The sequence below is a fragment of the Pedobacter roseus genome, from assembly GCF_014395225.1.
Classification (GTDB): domain Bacteria; phylum Bacteroidota; class Bacteroidia; order Sphingobacteriales; family Sphingobacteriaceae; genus Pedobacter; species Pedobacter roseus.
Genome location: NZ_CP060723.1, coordinates 6,026,232 through 6,042,498 on the forward strand (window position 1 = coordinate 6,026,232; position 16,267 = coordinate 6,042,498).

A 16,267-nucleotide genomic window follows, 5' to 3' on the forward strand; every position below is an offset into this window, starting at 1 on the left:
TAATGTTGGAAGGTTTGAAAGTTGTTTTAATTGTTGAGATTGTTAAATTGAGAATTGCCAATTGAAAACTGTTTACTTTTTGGTTAAACGGTTAATTGTTTAAACTGTGAACAGCCAACTGAAAACTGCCAACTAAAAAACTATCAAGGAGAGGCACAGAGCATCTACAGCTATTATACAGATGCTTCGTGCCTCAGCATGACAAAAATGCTTTATGCTAAAGTAGCATCAACTGTAATGGTTGTATTCAATAATTTAGAGATCGGGCAGTTTTTTTCTGCATCTGCTACCAGTTCATCAAATTTTTCTTGTGTTAAATCGGGTACAGAAGCAGTTAAAGTTAAATGCGATTCTACGATTTCACCTTTTGATGGATCAAGGTTGATTTCGCATTTTGTTTCTAATTTAGTGGCAGTAAAACCAGCTTCAGCTAAATTAGCCGATAATTTCATGGTGAAACAGCCAGCATGCGCAGCAGCAATTAACTCTTCAGGGTTTGTACCAACGCCCTCTGCAAAACGTGAATTAAATGAGTATTGAGTATTGTTTAAAGTAGTGCTTTGTGTAGTGATGTTACCTTGACCTTCTTTAATAGAGCCTTGCCATACGGCCGTTGCATTTCTTTTCATGATTGGATTTTATTTTTGGTTGTTTTTAGATTGTTTAACATCTAAAGATAAATATATGTTTGTTTAAATGGTGGAATTCTTTGTTAAGAAATCCTGATGTTAAATTATTTTTTGATTCTTATTTAAAGCAAAAAAGAGAAGCTGTCTCAAAGAAACAGCTTCTCTTTCATTACGATCTTTTTAGGTTATTTATCTGGTTTTTTAATTACAAAGGGTACAATACTGCGGTAGCCTGTTTATCTTTTGCTGATAAAACAGTAGCGCCACTTCCACATTGCCCGCCGTTCATTAGTGATTGTGCATCGGTTCCTCCAACCCCAGGAACATTTGTAGTTGTAGATTGGTTGGTGTGCTTAAATGAAATGGTATGACCAAACTCATGTGTGATGGTTCTGGTACGCTGTGCAAAAGAATTATTCTGGATCAGGGCTTGGTTAATCCAAACGGTATTGCCAGCTTTACCGTTTGATGTTGACAGGTATGCTTGTCCACAGGTAGAACCGCCGATTGTATTGTCCACTTTGATCAGGATATCATATACTGTACCGGTTGTGATTACAAATTTTAGTTTAGAATTTGGCACTGTGTTCCATTGGTTGATCGCAGAATTGATTTCGCTGTTCATACTGGTTATCGAAGGATCGACTTTGACGCGGATATTGGTGCTGTTGGTTACAATATAACCATTGTAATATTGCTCTGTTATCGCTTTTCCGTAATCGGCCGGAATTTCCATTTTTTTGCTAAATACGATATCTCCATCAACAACGTAATTATCGCCACTTTCTACAATTTGCGCTTCGGTAAATCCCAGATTTTTGATGTAAGCAAGAACTTTCTGATTTTGAGTAGTCTGGATTTCCGGTTCGGCCGGATTATCATTTTTTTTCGTACACGAGATGATAACTGCTGATAGCAATGCGATCAAAGCAGCATTTTTAAATAGGTTTTTCATAGTTTAGGTTTTTAGTTTAGATCGTAATAGGCTGTAATTGAGTATTACATTCATAAATATAATACAAAAAATACAAAATTGTATTTTTATAACACGTATTTTGTATTTTTAATTAGTCTATTAGGATTTACTTCACCTAATCCACTTCGTGTGTAACTGTTTTACTTTTAATGGATTGAAAGAGTAATATGCCAATTCCGATCATGATTGAAATATCTGCAAAATTAAAAACACCCGTTTGAAAAATGTAGAAATCGATATGCATAAAATCTGTAACCGATCCATGTACAATCCGGTCGTACAAATTACCAATACCACCGCCGATTAAGAAACATAAGGCAATTTGCATGGTGCTGGGGAGGTTCTTTTTAAAAAACAGGAAATACAAGCCGTAACCTAAAAACAAGAGTGGTAAACCTGTTAAAATAATCAGTCTGAAAATATAGGGCATTTGATCACCCAAACTTAAAAAAGCGCCGGTATTTTCTACTTTTAGCAATGTGAAACGATCTTTTATGATGCTGATGTGCTCATAATCACTAATTTCATTACGGACGATTTTTTTTGAAATCTGATCGCAACCAAAATTCAGGGTTAACATCAATACCAAAAAAGACCATCTAATATTTTTAAATTGCTTCATCATGCTCAATTATAGGTAGTTTCTGATTTTGGAATAATAATATCTTTACTGGCTTCGGGAATTAACTTTCTGATATCACCTTTAAGTGGTGCAGTATCTAAGAAATACCAGTTTTTACCCCCATTGTATGAAATTCCAAATAAATAATTTTTTGCTTTAGCTTTCTTAGTACCCATTTGTATCTCTACAAACTGTGGAATGATGCATTGAATGGTTTTACCACTCACCAGGTTTTGGGTTACTGAACCAATTTCTATTTTCGTGAAGATTACATTTTGATCTTCAAGGGCTTTCATAGAAGCTTTTAGTGTTGCCGTTGCCTTTTCATTTCCGCCCATCGCATTTACTACTTTAGGGTGTGTAAAGGTTAATAAGGTTTTATAATCTCTTTTTTTTACCGCGCTAATCATTTCGTTTGCCTGCTTGTTCAGGTTGCTAAGGTAAACCTGAGCATTGACATATACGCTGCTGAAAATAAGCAGTAATAAGGTGAAGGATTTTACTTTTTTACCCATTTTCTATAAGGAATAATTAACGCTAAAATTACCGCTAAAACACTGAATATTTTGGCAATAATATCTCCGTTTTTTACATAAAAAGTAATTTCGTCGTTTAGGTTAATGTTTGCTTTTAAAGCAGTTCTGGTCCACCATTTGGTTCTTTGTGTTACGTCTCCGCGTTGATTAATGAAGCACGAAATTCCGGTATTGGCCGAGCGCGCTACATCACGGTGGCTTTCGATGGCCCTAAGTTTGGCATACATTTCATGCTGATCTTTCCCCGAGGTATTTCCCCACCAGCCATCGTTAGTGATAATAGCAATAAACTGAGCGCCATCTTTTACCTGTTCACCGATCCAATCACCCCATAAACTTTCATAACAAACCACCGGAGCAACACCAATGCCACTTTGTGCATAAAGTACACTTGGTTTATCTTGCCAGCCCCAACCCCCAACAGTTCCTCCTAATTGGGCAAAAACACCATCTAAAAATGAAAACACTTTTGGGAAAGGCATTTTTTCTACACCAGGTACCAATTTCGATTTATGGTAGAATTGAACATTTGCAGAATTTTCGACCTGCATGGCCGTATTGAAATTATCAAAATAAATACCGCTTTGATTATCAAATTTTGCAGTGATGGTTTTTTTATCCTGATAAGTCTTAATGCTTTCAATACCGGTAATCAAGGTTCCGTTTTTATATTTTGATAAAAAGCTTTGTAGGTTAATGAAATCATTATTGCTTCTAATTCTATCTTCATCTGCATAATTAGGGATTGCCGTTTCTGGCCAGATAAAATACTCGGTATTTGGTTGTCCGATAGAATCTGACAAATGGGTTAGAATACGGATCTGCTCTGCAGGAGGAATATTTTCCAGTTTTTGATAAGGATCGATATTAGGCTGAACCACCACTACGTTGCTTGGTGTCCCTTTTTGCTCAGCATTAAAGTATTTTGTTAATGAAATGCCAATGGGAATAATTACCACCAAAGCCCAAACGCCGGCAGTTCTGAATCTTAAATAACCTGTTTGTGATTTCAGTTTTTTATAGGCTTCGAAAGCCAAAATATTACTGGCCAAAATCCATAATGAACCACCGTAAATTCCGGTATGATCATACCATTGTGCCAACTGGTGCATTCCGGCTAAACCATTGCCCAAAGTCATCCAGGGGAAGGCTAAATCCCAGGTTTGTTGTAAATATTCTAAGGCAATGTAAAACGCAATTAAACCCAGGTAGGCAATCTTTTTGTTGATATATTTACCCAGTCGGTAATATAACCAAAAAGCAAATGTCATTAACAATGCACCCAAACCATAAGGTATTAGAGAAACAAAAAATGATACTATAGTGCCAATAAAACCTGTGTTATATGCACTTATCGCATTGTATACCCAATAGGTTGATGCGGTGTTCCAAACCAAAAAGGTCAAACCTGCTGTTAAGAAAATCCGTTTGCCCTGTTTTTTAGCCGTATCGCTGGCAATGGCGTCAAAAGCAATAAAAAGAGGAACCAGACCAATTAATAATAACGGAGTGGTGAAGGGCATTGGTGGCCAGGCCAGCCAAAGTAAAAATGCACTTATGAGGGCGAGGAGGTAGGTTTGTTTAGATTTCATATAAAATTACTTGTCATTCTGACGCAGGAAGTATCTCTAAGCGACAAAGAACTGACCTTGTTTTTGTTATTGTAAGTACAGTGCAATTATGTTAGGGATGCTTTCCCGAAATAGATCGGGACAAGCATTGCCTCAGCATGACAGTATTAACTATAAACTATCTAAAATATTGGCTTTTTTAGCTTCATACTCCTCTTGCGTAATCAGGTGTTTATCGTACAAAGTTTTAAGCTTGCGTAATTTTAAGGTTGTTTCATCTTCAGGCTCTTCTACTACTTCTGCAAGCTGAATAACAGGTTGTTCAGGCTCAGGAGCGGGCTCATAAGCCGGAATTTCGGCTAAAGGCTGCGCATTTAAATTGATGGGAGAGGCCGTTGCGCGGTTTTCTTCCAATTTTTGCTGACGGAGAATCTCTTTATATTCTTCTAATTGCTGGTTTGCCGCCTGGTGCAATTTACGGGCCTGTGCTTTTGGAATGTATTCTGTAACAATATTTTCACCGCTCTGTGGTACACAGATAAATTTAGAGGTAAAAAAATCTTCTTTGAACGAAACTTCCTTAATGTTTTTCCATGAAATATCTTTAAAATTCATGGTTAGACCTAAATTACCCGGCTCGCAATAAAAAATGCGTTTATTAGAGATCGCGATGCTGTCCGGCATTAAATTTACTGCGGGTTTTTTCTGTACCGCTAAATATAAAAGTTCTTCGCCGGTAGTTAATAGGTCGTTTAATTTTCCAATAACTTTTTCAACCGCTTTAGGGTCTTGTTCGTCACTTAAAAATCTATCTATACTAATCATAATATTTTTAAAATTGATGTGTTTTTATGTTCAGATGCTATTCTTCATCATCCTCGTATTTGTTTTTGCTTTTAATGTTGGGTTTCCCCGCTATGCAAATTACAAATTCTCCTTTTAATGTATTGTTTTCAAAATGTGATTTTATTTCTACCAAAGTGCCTCTTACGGTTTCTTCGAACATCTTGGTGAGTTCTCTGCTTACCGATGCCTGCCTGTCTGCCCCCAAATACTGTGCAAATTCCTCTAAGGTTTTTAATAAACGGTGCGGACTTTCGTAAAGTATAATGGTGCGATCTTCTTCAGCTAACTTTTTAAACTTGGTTTGACGGCCCTTTTTAACGGGCAAAAAGCCTTCAAAGCAAAATGCATCTGCAGGCAGGCCCGAATTTACCAAAGCAGGTACAAAAGCCGTGGCTCCGGGTAAACATTCTACAGCAATATCATTTTTAATGGCCTCACGCACTAAAAAGAAACCTGGATCAGAAATAGCTGGTGTACCAGCATCAGAAATTAAAGCAATTTTCTGTCCTTCATGTAAAAATTTAATAATTTCTGAAGTTGCCTTATGTTCGTTGTGCTGATGGTGTGAGAAAACCCTTTTATCAATGCCAAAATGTTTTAGCATGGGGGCACTGGTACGGGTATCTTCGGCGAGGATTAAATCGCATTCTTTTAATATACGGATTGCCCTAAAGGTCATATCCTCCAAATTGCCTATGGGCGTTGGTACGAGAAATAGTTTGCCATCCATATTTCAGTTTGCAGTTTACAGTTAACGGTTTGCAGTTTTTTCCAAACTCCTTACCCCAAACTCCAAACTCTTGCTATCTTTGCTTAAAAAATTAAATAATGCTGCAAGTTAACTATATCCGCGAAAATAGAGAGAAAGTTTTAGAACGTTTAAGTATACGAAATTTTAAACAGCCAGAACTGGTAGACGAAATCATTAAAATTGATGAAGACCGCCGTTCCACTCAAACCTCGTTGGATAGTATTTCTGCTGAGGCGAATGCAGCTGCCAAACAAGTTGGCGATTTAATGCGTACAGGTAAAAAAGAAGAGGCAGAAGCGATTAAAGCGCAAACGGCTTCTCATAAAGAAAATATCAAAAACCTGAGCGATAAACTGAACGAGCTGGAAACTGCTCAGCACAACTTGATTGTTCAGTTGCCAAACCTGCCATACCATTTGGTAAAACAGGGTTCTACAGCAGAAGATAATGAGGTTGTTTTAACTCATGGTGAGCCTGCGCAACTACCAGCCAAGGCTTTGCCACATTGGGAACTGGCCGCGAAATATGATATTATCGATTTCGAACTGGGCGTAAAAATTACCGGTGCTGGTTTTCCTGTGTATAAAGGAAAAGGAGCAAGGTTACAACGTGCATTGATCAATTTCTTTTTAGATCATGCTACTGCTGCGGGTTATAAAGAAATGCAGGTGCCTCATTTGGTTAATGCAGCATCAGGTTTTGGTACCGGACAGTTACCAGATAAAGAAGGACAGATGTACCACTCGACGGTTGATGATTTGTATTTAATCCCAACGGCCGAAGTTCCGGTAACAAATTTATACCGCGACGTTATTGTTAAAGAAGAAGAATTACCGATTAAAAACACAGCTTATACGCCTTGTTTCCGAAGAGAGGCGGGTTCTTATGGCGCGCACGTACGTGGTTTAAACCGTTTGCATCAGTTTGATAAGGTTGAGGTGGTTCAGATCACCCATCCAGATAAATCTTATGAGACTTTGGAGGAAATGAGTCAATATGTTCAATCTCTTTTACAGGAACTCGGATTGCATTATCGTGTATTGCGCTTATGTGGTGGTGATATGGGCTTCACTTCTGCCATGACTTACGATATGGAAGTTTGGAGCGCTGCCCAAGAACGCTGGTTAGAAGTTTCTTCTGTATCAAACTTCGAAACTTACCAGAGTAACCGTTTAAAATTACGTTTTAAAGGAAAAGAAGGCAAGGCACAACTGGCGCATTCATTAAACGGAAGTGCATTGGCTTTACCTCGTATTGTGGCTTCAATTTTAGAAAATTACCAAACTGAGAATGGAATTAAAATTCCGGAAGCATTGGTGAAGTATACCGGGTTTGATATGATTGATTAACCTTACCCTGTTAAAGAAACTGCTGCTTTTCTGCCTTTGCATCCCTCTCCTGCAGGAGAGGGAAAGCACAGATACTACATATTCTCTACCCATTGAAAAGGGTGAGGCATAAAAAAAGCTTTGCAGTAATGCAAAGCTTTTTGTTTTTATAGATAGATGAGTTTTTTCTGATTATAAAATCAAAATCAATAATAAAATGATGATGATAATTGCACCAACTGAAAGGTAAACACCTCCAGAAACGGCACGGGCCTGACCTTTTAACTCTCTTAACTCGCTGCGTAAAGCTTTACGTTCAGCTCTTGTTAAGTTTGATTTGTCCATGTCTCTGATTTCTTCAACACGGGTTTTAATTTTTTCCAGTTTCACTGCCTGTTCTGCAGTTAATTCTGTAGGGTTTTTCGCAGGTTTATCAGCTGCCTGAGCTGAATTAAAACTAATGCCTAAAGAGAAGATTAAGGCTAACGTGTAGATGAATTTTTTCATAATATCTAATTTTTTAGTGTTCGACCTCTACGTAACAAAAAACCTACCAAAATGTTCTGGTAGGTTTTAAAAAGCCATAATTAAGTGTTAAAAATTTTTATTTGATCTCGAAAATGGCATTAACTGTAAAATTCAGCTTAATCTTTTTGAAATCAATCTCTGGGGCGCCGGCGGCATCGGCCATTTCAGCTTTCATTGCGAAATTTCTGTAAACCGGTTGTATTACATTGTCTCCACCATCCTGTATTTCAATTACACTACCCAATTTATCGCCTAAGGCCTCAACCATGTAAGCTGCTTTCTCTTTTGCAGCCAATAAAGCTTTAATTTTAAGATCTTTTTTCAAGCTCTCAATTTTAGAATAATCGTAGCTTTCGATATTGGTATTGGCAATTCCTTTAGCATCAATTGCTTCTAATATTGCATTGAATTTGTTCAGGTCGCTCACTTTTAAGCGGTATTGTTTACTTGCTAAAAAATCAGGGTTTTTCTTTTTCTCTGTTTCATAATTCCAGCTGCTTAAATTGCTGATGGTTAAGTTTTCCTTAGCAATGCCGGCTTTTTGTACTGCAGCAAATAGTTGTTTTTCCAGCTCGGTAATGTCTGTTTTTTTCTTTCCGTTTAAATACTCTTTAAGTGAAATGCCGATGTAGATAATATCGGGGGTAACTTCAGTTTCGGCGGTTCCGCTTACATTAATTTTTCTGCGTAAATCTACTTGTTGGGCCATCGCTGTTGATAATCCTAAAAATGCAACCAGTGCAAATGCTATTAACTTTTTCATAATGTATTTTTCTTTGTGTGTACTGTAATGATGTAAACGCAGTGCAAATTCCACACCGGGATTACATCTTTTTTATTTTTATAAACGATAGCCGCTTAATAAAAGCTACAATTTCGTTACATAATAATCCTATATGATTTACTTTCAGTAAGATAAATTAAGCATCGCCATCGTGAAGAAAAGTAGAAAAATAGGCCAAGGAAATATAAGTTACCCATTTTAAATTTTTCGGGCTACTGCATACGATAGAAATGGATGGAGATTATTTATTTTCTTAATAGAATTTTCAGAAAATAAGTATGATGAATAAAATTATGCGCAAGGTTTTATGCTTAATAGACGGAATTATATATGGTTATAAAACCTAGCGCAGCAGAATTTTCTGCAGAATTTTAATCATGCTTTGCAATTAGGAATTGCAAAAAGAATTGAATTGTGGTTGTTTAAACCTTTGATACTTTAACAGCAGTTGGACCTTTTTGACCCATTTCTACTTCGAACGTAACTTTATCACCTTCTTTAATCTGGGTGATTAGACCGTTTGCGTGAACGAAAATACTATCCTGGGTTTCGGTGTTTTTAATAAAACCGTAACCTTTGCTGTCGTTAAAGAAAGTAACTGTTCCTTTTTTAACAGGATTTTCGTCGATGATGTCTTCTTGTCTTGAAATACCGATCTGAATATCTTCAGTGTTAATCACTTTCTTTTTCTTCGGATCTGGTGGAGTAGAGGAGATGTTTCCGTTTTCATCAACGTAAGCCATCATGTCTTCAAGAGATAAGCCTTTTTTAGCATTTGCCTGGCGCTCTTCTTTTTTCTCTTGTTTGTCGTTTTTCTTTTTTAATCGTTTTTTTTCGTTCTCTTTTTTACTGTATGTTGCCTGAGATTTAGCCATATTTTATTTAATTGTTTTGTTTTGAAGGGTGAGTGGAATGGAGAATTATACAAAGATAACAATACTAAAGCATAAACACGATTTTATTCGGTTATGCTCTTGTCATTATGTATAATGTTTGCCACGGCAAACACAGATGTATTTTTCGACTATGCTACCATTGATAGAATCCACTAGCACGGTCGTCATTCCCGCGCAGGCCTATCGTGTGGACACAATTAATTATAACATTCTTTTATCGCTCTATGCCGCGGGGCATGGTATTTTGGAGCGCCAAAGTACCCAAAGCGCTTTGTCAATCCAGCAATGAGCCTTTTGCGCAATCTCACGCGCATCAAAAAAACAGCGGCACTTCATTTTGTGTTCAATATTTTTTAGAATTAAATAATCGTTTATTAACACAAAACCACTGCGTTTCAGGCTTGTTAGTGCTATTTTTACTGTTGTGCACCTGTTTTTTTGATTTTCCCGGCTCTTGGGATTGACAGCGTCCTTGGTTAAAATCCTTGCTTTATTAAAGTTGGTTAGCAAAACGCCTGAAAATGCTTAAAAAAGATGTGTCCATACGATAGGCGCAGGCGGGAATCTTACAGCGCTTGCATTACGATTATTCATAAGTTTTTCTTTTTTCAGAGGCATTCATGAGCACTCCGTGGTTCCCAATCGAGTTGGGAATGACGATCTCGCGCAGCCTACCATTTGCCAAAAATATCTGTCTTTTTATTGATTATTATAAAATAAATTATCCCTCGGGATGACCTAAACAAATAGGACATAAGCGATACAATACTCCGTGTTTCTGTGTCTCCGCGGCAATTGTTTTTCTATTATTTTACCACAGATAAAAAGGATGAACACAGATAAGAGAATAAACATCTGTATTTATCTGTGCAAATCTGTGGTTAAAACTTTAAGCTGCATTCGTTTCCCGGTTTGTTCTTTGTAAAGGAACATTAGGGATAGATCCTTCGACTACGCTCAGGATGACAAAACGAATAATATGTGCCTTTAAAAGTGATAAGATCTGTGGTTAAACTTTAGGCTACCCAAGTCGCTTTACCGATCTGGTAAACAAAATTCCATTTTACCGGTTCGCCATAATAAGCTATTTCAATTTCGGAAATTTTAATGGCGCCCAGTTTTTCTGATGCTTTTTGCGAACGGAAATTCGTTGCGCCGATGTGCAAGATCACTTTATCTACAAATTGAAAGGCATAATCAAGCATTAATGTTTTTAAAGCCCTGTTATGTCCTTTGCCCCAAAACTCGCGTGCAATAAAGGTATAGCCAACCGCAACCGAACTGTCTCCCTCGTCTAGCTCATAATACCTGGAACTGCCTACAATGTTGTTGGTTTCTTTTTCATAAACAATAAAAGCTCCCTTCGATTCCATTGCGCCCTTAAAGAAATTTTCGAAAACTTCTCTTTGATAACGGTCTTTGTTGGGGTGCTGTTCCCAGATTAACGGATCGGAAGCTACTGCAAAAAGCACTTCGAAATCAGATTCTTTTAAAGGAACTACTTTAATTAAATCGTTTTCTAATGTAGGCTGTAAATCGAAATTCATTTTATTTGGGGTATAAAAACGGCCGGCTTTAAGGCCAGCCGTTTGTAATTAACTTATAGATTTCTCCATTCCGCTGCGCTACAGTCGAAATGACGACATCTCGTGGTAATGATGTTATTAATTTACCAAACCTTCAATTTCTACTACTTCCTGTGCATCTTTTTGATAATCTACTTTATCAATTTCGAAACCGAACAAGCTTAAGAAATCAGATCTGTAACCTGGCAAATCGCCTATTGCAGGTAAAGTTTCGGTTGTGGCTTCTTTCCAGAGTTCTGCAACTTTAGCCTGGATATCTTCACGCATTTCCCAATCGTCGATCCTTATTCTTCCTTTTTCGTCAACAGGAACAGGGTTGCCTGTATATAAACGATCTGCATATAAACGTTGGATCTGCTCAATGGTGCCTTCATGAATACCTTCTGCTTTCATTACTTTATACAATAATGAGATGTATAATGGAATTACCGGAATAGCCGAGCTCGCCTGAGTAACCAATGCTTTATTCACCGATACATAGGCTTTCCCATCAATATCTTTCAATTTATCGCTTATTGTGAACGCAGTTGCTTCTAAATCATCTTTTGCTCTTCCAATGGTTCCTTTGCGGTAAACCGGTTCGGTTAACGCTGGGCCGATATAAGAATAAGCTACCGTAGTTGCACCTTCGGCGAGTAAATTTTCAGCTTTAAGGGCATCAATCCACATCGACCAGTCTTCGCCACCCATTACCGCAACAGTATTGGCAATATCCTCTTCGGTTGCTGGTTCGATAGAAATTTCAGATACGTTACCGGTATGGAAATCGACAGTTTTGTTGGTATAGGTACCACCGATAGGTTTTAAAGTAGAGCGATGCAATACTTCGGTATCAGGATGTTTCCTTACCGGAGATGCCAGGCTATAGATCACTAAATCAACCTGACCAAGATCAGCTTTGATCAGTTCGATGGTTTTTTCTTTGATTTCTTTTGAGAAGGCATCACCGTTAATGCTTTTTGCATATAAACCGGCAGCGTGTGCTTCTTTTTCAAAAGCTGCACTATTGTACCAGCCTGGTGAAGCCGTTTTGCCTTCAGAAGGAGCTTTTTCGAAAAATACGCCAATGGTAGAAGCACCAGATCCATAAGCAGCAGCAATACGCGAAGCTAAACCGAAACCGGTTGAAGCACCAATTACCAATACTTTTTTAGGACCGTTTATAGCTCCTTTTGATTTTACATATTCAATTTGATTCTTTACGTTTTGTGCGCAACCATCAGGGTGTGCGGTTAAACAGATAAAGCCCCTCATTCTAGGTTCGATAATCATCTTATTCTTTTGATTTTACGTTTTGTAATGTTTAAAAATTAAAACTGTTTTTAAAAATTTCTGATTCTTAAAATGGTCAAATCTTTAACGAAGATAAATTTTTAATTGTTTATGACTAAATGAATTTTAAATAATAAGCTTTTACGTTTGTTTAATTCGTTTTAGATCTAAATTCTATATTTAGAATATTATCTCTTTTCATATCGGTATCCAGGTAAACTATCCGTGTTTTATCGCCATAGTAAATGCAAAGCACAGCTGTATTTGGTGGAACACTTCCTAAATTATCTGCCCGAAACAATAAAGTGTTTTTGCCTGGCTGCAAGGTTAAATAAAACCGCTTGGATGTTTTTTTAACAGCGATTTTTTGATGAATCCATTCGTCGTTAAGTTTTAAAGATACACTATCTCCATCTTCTACCTGGCCGTCCCAAATTTCAAGTTCTATCTGCTTGTTTTCAACCTGCATATTTGCAATAACATCGGTATTTCTGTCTATGGTTTTTTCCGGAGCAATTTTTTTCTTTTGTATTTCTACAGGTTTACTGCTTAAGGGGTTATTACCTGATGAGGGAGGTTTTGAATATGCGCTGTAAAACTTAGCCACCAGAAAAGTTGCAAAAGCGTTTGAGCGGTCTGAAAAATCAAAACTATACATATTTTCGCTTGTTTTAACAATCAAATTTCCAGTATTTGGCGGCTTTCGACCATAATTATCTGCGAAAAGTGCAAACGTATTCATTCCTGTATCCAAATGTAACTCATGGCTAAATTTTTTCTCATCAATGGCATGTTTGTTTAAAATTATCCTGCCATTTTGAATCAGTGTTATGGTGTCTGCATCGATAAGCTCTTCATCCTGTATAGCCAGGGTAACAACGCTGTCTTTTGTGGTAATTGGATCGTAAATGCCATAATAAATATTATTCTTCCCGGTAGGAGCCACTATCCTGGGGATATGAGGATCTGTCCAGGGTGTTGAATTTGTTTTTATTAAGGTAATCTTTTCGCGGTATAAAAGATCTCTCATATTTACCTTTGAGCTTTCGTAAATTTCATCACCCTCATCTAAACCCCGCATAAAAAGCCCAAAGTTATCGATCCACATCCGTTGCAAACTCAATTGTGCTTGTCCGGTTTTGGATTTACTCAGCGTAAGTACGCCATTTAGGTAGGGCATCCACTGTTTAATTTTGAAAGGGGTTTCTGTTATCGGATACTTATTTCGACCAATGCCCAGTTGGGTACTGTTTTTTTGAACAAGCAAGAGCTCATAACTAAATATAAAATCACCGTTTGTAATTTTTAAGTTGGCCGGATAAAGCATCTTTTCAGTTGCTTTGCCAATATTTAATTGCATATTAATTGGTAAAGCTGTGGGATAAGGACGATACTTAAAATCCCAGGTACCCGTAAAGTTCTGAGCTTTTGCTCCGGTCAAAATCATGAGTAAAAAAATTCCTAAAAGAAAACGCATACGATTTTCAATTGAATTAAAACTTAAAGATAGCCTACAACTTCTTTTTTTAAGGATTAATTTAAAGTTAAATTATCTGCTTTGTCCATTTTCTATTAATTTAGCGCCACACAGATAAAACCGGTTTATCTTTTTATGAAAAAAATATTATTATCTGCCGCGATGCTTCTCATCATGGCATCAGGAAAGCTATATGCACAAACCCAATACCAGAATTCGGGTTGGTTTATGTTTTTAAACAATACTAAATTTAACGATAAATGGGGATTACAGTTCGATCTTCAGGTCCGTTCTGCCGATGATTGGGGTTATGTGCGCAATACTTTGGTAAGGCCTGCGCTGCAATATTTTATTAATGATAAAAGTAATGTTGCTTTGGGTTATTTATGGCAAACCACGCAGCAAAGGTTAATCGGTTCGAATAATATTTCTTTAAATGAGCACCGCATTTTTGAGCAATATATCTACAACCATAAAATTAGTTCGGTATTTGCCAGTCACAGGTTTAGGCTGGAACAGCGTTTTATCGAAAGGTTAAATAATGAAAACCTTTTTTCGCAAAGGTTCCGCTATTTTTTCAGGTTGATCCAGCCGCTACAAAAAACACAGCCTGCTTTTACCAAAGGCGCGTTTGTGGCCTTGCAGAATGAGATTTTTTTAAATCTTCAGAACAAAAGCGAACTTAACAATAGTGTGTTTGACCAAAACAGAGCCTATCTTGCTGTGGGATACCGCTTTTCGAAAAAGTTTGATCTTGAAGCTGGCTATATGAACCAGGCTTCTCATGGAATAAGCAACAATACGATTAATAACATTATCCAATTGGCAGTTTATACGAGGTTTTAATGATTTAAAGTCATTTTTTGTATCATAAAGCCTGGCAAATGTTAAAGATGTTGTAAATGACTGGTCTTTTTGCTCAATTTGCCGCGTGAAAAAAATTACCATTCTATTTTTAGCACTCTTGTTTGGCAAGCGGATGCAGGCACAAGAGGTTCAAAGCTCAACAACAGACCATACACCAACTTCGAAAAGCTTATTTAACCCTGAGCAAAAAAGAAATTTTTCGCGTAAGGGCGATTTCTTTTTTCACTGGGGTTATAATAGCTCCTGGTATGGTAAAAGCGATATCAGGTTTCAGGGGCCGAATTATGATTTTACACTAAAAGACGTGGTTGCGCATGATAGGCAATCAAAATTAAGCTGGGATTATTTAAACCCGGGATTGATCACCGTGCCACAGTATAATATCCGTGTAGGATATTTTATCAAAGATAATTACAGTATCTCTATCGGTTGGGACCACATGAAATATGTGATGGATATTCCACAAACTGTTGCCATTACCGGACATATCGGGCCTAATATTACCCCTGAGAATAAGGCTACCGGAGCATTGGCAGGTGATTATAACGGTCAAAGTATAAATGTTAAAGAAAACATGCTTACTTACGAGCATACAGATGGCTTTAACTATGCGAATATTGAGGTGGAGCGTTATGATGATATCTGGGTAGCACCAAGTGGAAATACTTCGTTAACTTTAGAAACTGGTTTAGGCGGCGGAATTATGGTTCCACGTTCTGATGTACGTTTATTTGGCCTAGGCAGAAATAACCACTGGAACATTTCTGGTTATGGCGTTTCGGCTAAAATCGGACTTAAGTTTTATGTTTGGAAAAACGTGTACCTGCAAAATACCACTAAATTTGGTACAACCAATTTAACCAACGTACATACCACTGGCTGGGATGAATACGACAAAGCCAGCCAAAAAATTAACTACATTGAAAATATGTGGTTAATCGGGGTTCAGTTTTAAAAGGTATTGAAGGAGGCTTAAGCCTCCTTTTTTGTTTTGGGGATAATTGATTGCCACAGAAACATGGGAGACACAGAGAATGCTTTTTCAGCCAACAGCCGCCCCGATTTTTGTGGAAGCAATCTTTATAGCAAGGATCACTAATATGAAAGATTGCTTCACGCTAAACGCCTCACGCTAGTCCTTCTATTCCCTATCCAACAGCCTTCTGTGGTAATTAATCTGCCCCAAATGGTAGGTTAAATGTGTGGTGAGGTGAACGAGGAAAAATTCAGTAGAAGTTTTTTCTTCAAATACCAGTATTGGATACTCGCCATCCAGCTGTTCATCGCTTACCCGATTTAAACTATCGCTAACAACGGTTATGGTTTCTTCAATCATTTTGATCAGCTCTTGTTTCGAGATATCTTTTAAGGAAAATTCGAGTTCGCGGTTACGTATATAGTTTGTGCCGCCCAAAGTTGCACCAATGTAGGTATTCAAGTTCCCGATGAGGTGGAGGCAAAGGTTCCCGGCTGAATTTGCAATATCGCGATCTATCCGCCAAAGATTTGTCTCGTTTTGGTAAGCATCGATTTCGGATCTCAGCCTGTTGAGATCCCGGTTAAAAAGTTTTTTCAGTGTTTCGGTAAGCATCTGTTGC

17 protein-coding genes are annotated in these 16,267 nt (G+C 37.5%); 3 read left to right on the forward strand and 14 right to left on the reverse strand.

Annotated features, from left to right (window positions below; all coding sequences use genetic code 11):
* Positions 1-212 precede the first annotated feature (212 nt).
* From H9L23_RS25035 to rsmI, 7 genes are all read right to left on the reverse strand, one after another.
* Positions 213-629 (reverse strand): OsmC family protein, encoded by a 417-nt coding sequence (locus H9L23_RS25035; protein WP_025142079.1) that lies wholly within the window; start codon positions 627-629, stop codon positions 213-215.
* A 205-nt stretch (positions 630-834) separates the two neighbouring features.
* Entirely contained in the window at positions 835-1,584 is a 750-nt protein-coding gene (locus H9L23_RS25040; RefSeq protein ID WP_187592840.1) for a M57 family metalloprotease, read from the reverse strand.
* A gap of 136 nt (positions 1,585-1,720) precedes the next feature.
* Complete coding sequence (gene lspA / locus H9L23_RS25045) at positions 1,721-2,230, reverse strand: signal peptidase II (protein WP_187592841.1); 510 nt, start codon at positions 2,228-2,230, stop codon at positions 1,721-1,723.
* Between the two features lie 2 nt (positions 2,231-2,232).
* A complete protein-coding gene (locus tag H9L23_RS25050; protein ID WP_187592842.1) occupies positions 2,233-2,742 on the reverse strand; it encodes a hypothetical protein in 510 nt (169 codons plus the stop codon).
* On the reverse strand, positions 2,727-4,355 hold the full coding sequence (lnt, locus tag H9L23_RS25055) for an apolipoprotein N-acyltransferase (RefSeq protein ID WP_187592843.1): 1,629 nt from the start codon (positions 4,353-4,355) through the stop codon (positions 2,727-2,729). Before lnt ends, H9L23_RS25050 begins: the two co-directional genes overlap by 16 nt.
* A 150-nt stretch (positions 4,356-4,505) precedes the next feature.
* Complete coding sequence (locus tag H9L23_RS25060) at positions 4,506-5,159, reverse strand: PH domain-containing protein (RefSeq protein ID WP_187592844.1); 654 nt, start codon at positions 5,157-5,159, stop codon at positions 4,506-4,508.
* A gap of 37 nt (positions 5,160-5,196) precedes the next feature.
* Positions 5,197-5,910, reverse strand: a complete 714-nt coding sequence (gene rsmI, locus H9L23_RS25065; RefSeq protein ID WP_187592845.1) for a 16S rRNA (cytidine(1402)-2'-O)-methyltransferase — start codon at positions 5,908-5,910, stop codon at positions 5,197-5,199.
* A gap of 98 nt (positions 5,911-6,008) precedes the next feature.
* On the opposite strand from rsmI, the gene serS reads away from it, so the two are divergent.
* Positions 6,009-7,280: a serine--tRNA ligase gene (serS, locus tag H9L23_RS25070; protein ID WP_187592846.1), complete on the forward strand. Its 1,272-nt coding sequence runs from the start codon at positions 6,009-6,011 to the stop codon at positions 7,278-7,280.
* A 171-nt stretch (positions 7,281-7,451) separates the two neighbouring features.
* On the opposite strand, the gene H9L23_RS25075 is transcribed toward serS, so the two are convergent.
* The 6 genes from H9L23_RS25075 to H9L23_RS25100 form a co-directional block, all read right to left on the reverse strand.
* Positions 7,452-7,766, reverse strand: a complete 315-nt coding sequence (locus H9L23_RS25075) for a seryl-tRNA synthetase (RefSeq protein WP_025142071.1) — start codon at positions 7,764-7,766, stop codon at positions 7,452-7,454.
* Positions 7,767-7,863: 97 nt separating this feature from the next.
* Complete coding sequence (locus H9L23_RS25080; RefSeq protein WP_187592847.1) at positions 7,864-8,550, reverse strand: SIMPL domain-containing protein; 687 nt, start codon at positions 8,548-8,550, stop codon at positions 7,864-7,866.
* A gap of 443 nt (positions 8,551-8,993) precedes the next feature.
* Positions 8,994-9,446 carry a cold-shock protein gene (locus H9L23_RS25085; RefSeq protein ID WP_025142069.1) on the reverse strand — a complete coding sequence of 151 codons (453 nt, stop codon included), beginning with the start codon at positions 9,444-9,446 and terminating at the stop codon, positions 8,994-8,996.
* A 1,037-nt stretch (positions 9,447-10,483) separates the two neighbouring features.
* Positions 10,484-11,014 carry a GNAT family N-acetyltransferase gene (locus H9L23_RS25090; RefSeq protein WP_187592848.1) on the reverse strand — a complete coding sequence of 177 codons (531 nt, stop codon included), beginning with the start codon at positions 11,012-11,014 and terminating at the stop codon, positions 10,484-10,486.
* Between the two features lie 117 nt (positions 11,015-11,131).
* Positions 11,132-12,325, reverse strand: coding sequence for an enoyl-ACP reductase FabV (gene fabV, locus H9L23_RS25095; RefSeq protein WP_187592849.1), 1,194 nt, complete (start codon positions 12,323-12,325; stop codon positions 11,132-11,134).
* A 151-nt stretch (positions 12,326-12,476) separates the two neighbouring features.
* Positions 12,477-13,685: a hypothetical protein gene (locus H9L23_RS25100; RefSeq protein WP_187592850.1), complete on the reverse strand. Its 1,209-nt coding sequence runs from the start codon at positions 13,683-13,685 to the stop codon at positions 12,477-12,479.
* Positions 13,686-13,937: 252 nt separating this feature from the next.
* Between H9L23_RS25100 and H9L23_RS25105 the strand changes: the two genes are divergently transcribed.
* Both H9L23_RS25105 and H9L23_RS25110 read left to right on the forward strand, forming a co-directional pair.
* Positions 13,938-14,648 (forward strand): DUF2490 domain-containing protein, encoded by a 711-nt coding sequence (locus H9L23_RS25105; protein WP_187592851.1) that lies wholly within the window; start codon positions 13,938-13,940, stop codon positions 14,646-14,648.
* 85 nt (positions 14,649-14,733) lie between these two features.
* Positions 14,734-15,624 (forward strand): hypothetical protein, encoded by an 891-nt coding sequence (locus H9L23_RS25110; protein WP_246474779.1) that lies wholly within the window; start codon positions 14,734-14,736, stop codon positions 15,622-15,624.
* A gap of 186 nt (positions 15,625-15,810) precedes the next feature.
* Here H9L23_RS25110 and H9L23_RS25115 read toward each other — a convergent pair whose 3' ends face one another.
* Complete coding sequence (locus H9L23_RS25115) at positions 15,811-16,260, reverse strand: DinB family protein (protein WP_187592852.1); 450 nt, start codon at positions 16,258-16,260, stop codon at positions 15,811-15,813.
* Between the last annotated feature and the right edge of the window lie 7 nt (positions 16,261-16,267).